Annotated in this window: 1 protein-coding gene; it reads right to left on the reverse strand. The window is 55.3% G+C overall.

Annotated features, from left to right (window positions below):
• Positions 1-880 (reverse strand): IS110 family transposase (locus BCA33_RS19510; RefSeq protein WP_083394840.1); only part of this gene is annotated, 880 nt, incomplete at both ends.

Below are 880 nucleotides of genomic sequence, written 5' to 3' on the forward strand. Positions count from 1 at the left end.
CAGACAGGGCCTTGGGTTTGTTCATGCGCTTCTGAAGTTTTTCGACGTAGCGCTTGGCTTTATCGCTGTTACGGATAAACAGTACCGCTGCCTCGGAGAAGGCCCACTTCAGATGGGCATTACCGATTTTGTTGCCCTGGGTGCCGTAGACCTTGCCGGCGGACTCCGCTTTGCACTTCACCAAGCGAGCGTAGGAGGCGAACTTTTGAACGGACTCGAAACGTTGAATATCGCCGACTTCGTAGAGAATGGTCAGCGCCAGGATGCGGCCCACGCCCGGAATGGTTTTCAGCACAGTGAGTGAGGCGGGATCATGTTGTTTGGCTTGCTGCTCCAAGTGCCATTCGAGCTTTTTGAGCTCGTGCTGATAACTGTCGACAATGGTGAGATCCAAATCGACGTTGCGCTGAACGTCGGGATCGCTAAAGGCCGAGGCAAGTTGTGACCGGCCGCCCGGGTTGTTGAGGTTGGCCTTGCTGGGTGGCAAGTTGTACTGGCTTACGGTATTCACGACGTGGGCTTTGAGCATGGCACCATGCTGAACAATGCGGGTCCGACGGCGCAACAAGTCGCGTGTGGCCCGCATCTTCTTGGGGTAGACGTAGGCCAGAGGGAAATTACCACCACGCATGAGCATCGCAATCTTGAAAGAGTCGATGCGGTCGTTCTTGGATTTGCCGCCGTGGATGGCCTTCATGTAAAGCGCATGGCCCAGGATAAAGTGGATGCCGTGTTCTTCACACAGATCCGAGATCCAGTACCAGCAGTGCATGCATTCGACGCCGATCACAAGGTCATCGCGAAAGGGTTCGAGCAGTGCTAGAAGCGGTTCCGGTCGGGCCTTGATTTCTTTGTGCAACAACACCTCGCCTTGCTGGTC

It is taken from the genome of Marinobacter sp. AC-23 (genome assembly GCF_001858325.1).
Classification (GTDB): domain Bacteria; phylum Pseudomonadota; class Gammaproteobacteria; order Pseudomonadales; family Oleiphilaceae; genus Marinobacter.